The organism is Acidimicrobiales bacterium (genome assembly GCA_036273495.1).
In the GTDB taxonomy this organism is placed as follows: Bacteria; Actinomycetota; Acidimicrobiia; order Acidimicrobiales; family JAJPHE01; genus DASSEU01.
On the sequence record DASUHN010000042.1, the window covers coordinates 1 to 4,083 of the forward strand.

General features: G+C 71.6%; 5 protein-coding genes. 1 reads left to right on the forward strand and 4 read right to left on the reverse strand.

Annotated features, from left to right (window positions below; all coding sequences use genetic code 11):
• From VFW24_01700 to VFW24_01715, 4 genes are all read right to left on the reverse strand, one after another.
• A partial coding sequence (locus tag VFW24_01700; protein ID HEX5265462.1) for an ABC transporter ATP-binding protein occupies nucleotides 1-438 on the reverse strand: 438 nt, incomplete at its 3' end.
• 37 nt (nucleotides 439-475) lie between these two features.
• Nucleotides 476-1,339: an SDR family NAD(P)-dependent oxidoreductase gene (locus tag VFW24_01705; GenBank protein ID HEX5265463.1), complete on the reverse strand. Its 864-nt coding sequence runs from the start codon at nucleotides 1,337-1,339 to the stop codon at nucleotides 476-478.
• Nucleotides 1,340-1,398: 59 nt separating this feature from the next.
• Entirely contained in the window at nucleotides 1,399-3,009 is a 1,611-nt protein-coding gene (locus VFW24_01710; GenBank protein HEX5265464.1) for an AarF/UbiB family protein, read from the reverse strand.
• Nucleotides 3,010-3,145: 136 nt separating this feature from the next.
• The gene (locus tag VFW24_01715) at nucleotides 3,146-3,595 is read right to left on the reverse strand and encodes a MarR family transcriptional regulator (GenBank protein HEX5265465.1); all 450 of its coding nucleotides are present in this window, start codon (nucleotides 3,593-3,595) and stop codon (nucleotides 3,146-3,148) included.
• A 30-nt stretch (nucleotides 3,596-3,625) separates the two neighbouring features.
• On the opposite strand from VFW24_01715, the gene VFW24_01720 reads away from it, so the two are divergent.
• A partial coding sequence (locus VFW24_01720; protein ID HEX5265466.1) for a chloride channel protein occupies nucleotides 3,626-4,083 on the forward strand: 458 nt, incomplete at its 3' end.

Genomic DNA, 4,083 nt, shown 5'->3' on the forward strand with positions numbered 1-4,083 from the left:
GGAGAGCGATCCACACCGGTCGCCGGCCCGGTCGGAGAGCTTCACCGCCGCCAGAGCCGTGCCGATGCGGTCCCGGGAGTCCGGTACCTCGTAGAGGTCGGCAAAGCACGCCAGGTTCTCGGCGACGGTCAGGCCCAGGTACAGCCCGGGGGACTCGGGCATGATCGCGATCCGCCGCCGGATCTCCACCCCGTTCTCGGGACTGAGCCGGAGCCCGGCCACGGTGGCCGAGCCTGACGAGGGGGCGATGAGGGTGCCGAGGGTCCGCACCGTGGTCGTCTTGCCGGCGCCGTTCGGGCCGAGGAAGCCGAACACCTCGCCCTGGCTCACCTCGAACGAGACCTCGGCAAACGCCACCCGCTCACCGAAGCACTTCGTCAGCCGGTCAACCGAGAGCGCCGAGGCCCGGTCACCCGCCATGGGCCCAGGTTCGCGCATACCGGGATCCTGCCGGGAGCAGGCAGAACGCGGCTGGTCAGGCCTTTCCGGGCTGATCGACCTCGACCGCGGCCTCGACCTCGGCCACGATCTCGCCCAGGCGGTCGAGCGCCGACCGGGCGAACGCCGCTGCCGTCCCGGGATGGGTCGATATCCAGCGCTGACCCCGGCCCGCCTCGTGGAGGATGAGCGCACCGGCCCGGTCGGCGTCCATGCCCTGGTCGGCCAGCAGGTCGCGCAGGGTCTGCATCATGGTTCCGGCGTTCGGACCGCCGTCCTCGTTGGCCCGCACGAAGATCGGCGTGTCGACCGCACCCGGGAAGGCGACGGAGACCTGGATGGGGGCGTGGACGGTCTCGAGGTCGGCGGCCAGCGACTCGCTCAGGGCCAGCACCGCCCGCTTGGAGATCTGGTACATGCCCTGGTAGGCGCCGCTCGTGAAAGAGGCGATCGACGCCGTGTTCACGATCGTGGCCGGACGGCCGGCCGAGATCAGGCGGGGGACGAAGGCCCGCACCCCGTGGTACACGCCGCTCAGGTTGACGCTGATCAGCCGCTCCCACTCGGCGGGAGGGGACTCCCAGAGCAGGGAGACGTGCTCGATGCCGGCGTTGTTGGCCACCAGCCTGACGTCACCGACGTCGTCGAACGCCACGTCGGCCAGGTGCTCGACGGAGGCATAGCTGGTGACGTCGGTCTGCACCGCCGCGGCCCGGACGCCGGAACCGGCCAGCTCCGCCGCCAGGGTCTCGATCCGCCCGGCGTCGACGTCGGCCAGCACCACGGACATGCCCAGGGCGGCGGCCGTGCGCGCCATCCCTCCCCCGATGCCCCCGCCGGCCCCGGTTATGACCGCGGTCCCGCCCGCCCAGCGTTGTCTGACCGGGTCCTCGCTCGCCACGGGTCTCATTGTGGCCGACCCGCCTGCGGCGTGCCGGGGTGGCCGAAGGGGCCGGGGCCTCAGTTCCGCCTGGAGCGCCGGGCGCGCCGGCGAACGTGGCGATCGGCGAGGACGATCGACACCACCATGCCCACCCCGAGAACGGCGGCCACGATGAAGCACACGATGGCCACGCTCGGGTAGCCGAGCAGCCGCGGGCTGCTGGGCACCCGCATCAGGAGGGCGGCGCCCAGCAACAGGGCGGAGATGACCAGGCCCATGGCCAGCCGGTTGGCCAGCTTCTGGAGGCCCGAGAGCATCTCGGCCTCGTCGAAGGCGTGCACCTTCACCGCGAACTGCCCCCGCGCCAGCGCGTCCATCACCCGGTTGACCCGCCCGGGAAGGTGCTCGACGAAGTCGCGGGCCTCGACCAGCGCCGCTATGGCGCTCCGCGGCCCGCCGCCGAACTGGGATCGGACGATGTCGGCGGCGTGGCGGGAGACGGCCTGGTCCGGCTCGAAGTCGGGGTCGAGGAGGTAGGTCACCCGTTCGAGGTTGAGCAGCGTCCGCCCGAGCATCACCAGGTCCGGGGGCGGCCGCAGTCCCGCCTCCGCCGACGCCTGCGTGAGGTCCATCACCACCCGACCCGCCCGGGTCTCGGGTCGCTGGAGAACGCTGCGCCCCACGACCTCGGCGACCGAGCGCCGCAACAGCGCCTCATCGAAATCGTCGAGCGGTCTTCCCATCTCGACCAGGACATCGGAGACCTCACTCGGGCGGTCGGCGTCCATCGCCAGGACCAGCTTCGCCAGCTGACCCCGCGCCGGCTCGGCCAGCCGGCCGACCATCCCGAGGTCGATGATCGCCAGACCGCCGTCGTCGGTGACCATGACGTTTCCCGGATGCGGGTCGGCATGGAAGAAGCCGTGCGCGAACACCTGCTCGAGGTAGGCCCTTATCAGTTGGTCGGCCAGGTCGGGCCCGTCGATCTCGGTGCGGGCCAGCGGACCGAGATCCCCCACCGAACGCCCTTCGACCCGCTGCATGGTGAGGACCCGGCGGCTGGAGAAGTCCTCCACCGGGCGGGGGACGACCACCCCGAGGTCTTCCAGCATCCGGTGCATCCGCACGAGGTTGGCCGCTTCCACGCGGTAGTCCAGCTCGTCGAGCAGTGAGCGGCGGAACTGGGAGAACATCTCGGCAAAGCCGTAGTGACGGCCGGCGTCGGTGTGGCTGTCGACCGCCTCCGCCAGCGACGACAGGGCGTCGATGTCGGCCTGGATGCGGGCCTCGACGCCCGGTTGCTGGATCTTCACGACCACCCGCCGGCCGTCCCGCATGCGGGCGGCGTGGACCTGACCGATCGACGCACTGGCCAACGGCCGGTCGTCGAACTCAGAGAACGTGGTGCTGGCCGGGGCCCCGACCTCGTCTTCGAATATCGCCCTCGCCTGGTCGGCCGGGAAGGGAGCGACCTTGTCGTGCAGGCGGGACAGGGCGTCGAGGTAGGGGTCGGGGAGGAGGTCGGGACGGGTCGAGAGGAGCTGTCCGAGCTTGACGAATGTGGGTCCCATCGCCTCCAGATCGGCGGCCAGTGTCCGGCCCGCTTCCTCCAGGTCGGCGTCGGGAGTGAGCTCGGTTTCCCGGCGCGTGCCCACCAGGCCCCGGTGCCGGACCAGGAGCCGGGCCATCCCGGCCAGGCTGCGCGCGCGTGAGGCGGTGGTCACCATCTGTGGCTCTAGTTCCCGGCCCGACGGCGGGTGAATCTTCGGGGCCGGGACGAGACAGCCGGTCCGGAGCGGGCCCCGGGTGCGCCGCTCCCTGTCGTCAGCCCCCGGTCCGGGACCCTCCGTGGTCGTCCTGGCCCAGCTCGAGGCCGTCGAGCAGGGGTCGCACGTGGGAGGCGAGCCGGGTCAGCTCCTCGATGTGGAGGTGCGACAGGCGCCGCAGCGCCCGCGAGCCGGCGTCGGTGAGGGCCACCCGGACGACGCGGCGGTCGGCGGGATCCTCGACCCTGCGCACCAGCCCGGCCTGGTCGGCCCGGTCGACCAGGCCCACGGCGGAGTGGTGGCGCAGGTAGAGGTAGTCGGCCAGCTCACCGATGGTCGGGCCGCGGGCGTCAACGTGGCCCCTGACGGCGAGGAGAAGCTGGTGCTGGGCGGCGGTCAACCCGGCGGTCCGGGCCTGCTGCTCGCTCCAGTGGAGGAAGGCCCGGAGCCGGGTCCGCAGGTCGAGGAGCGTCCGGTAGTCAGCCTGGTTGAGATCCCGGCGTGGCACGATAATATCAGTTTACGATACTTTCTCGGCGTGTCACGTCTCCCTGCCGATGCGATCGCGGGAGCCGACTGGCGGCCAGGAGCGGGTATCGAACGCGCTCTGGGTGACTTCACCCTGGGGACCGACGTGTTCCGGACCCTGCCCCTCGCCGTGGTTGTCGGGGGGCTGGCGGCCGGAGTGGCCCTCGGACTGCTGGACCTGATCGGTCTGTTCACCCACCTCGCGTACTACGGGAAGGTCGGCTTCCGGCTGGTCCCGCCGACCACCCGTCACCTGGGTGCCGTCAGCGTCGTGATCCCGGTGATCGGGGGCCTGGTTGTCGGGGTGATGGCCCGCTTCGGCTCGGAGCGCATCCGGGGCCACGGCATCCCCGAGGCGATGGAGACGATCCTGATCGGCGGCAGCAAGGTCGAGCCGCGCCTGACGATCCTGAAGCCGATCTCGAGCGCGATCAGCATCGGCTCCGGCGGCCCGTTCGGCGCCGAGGG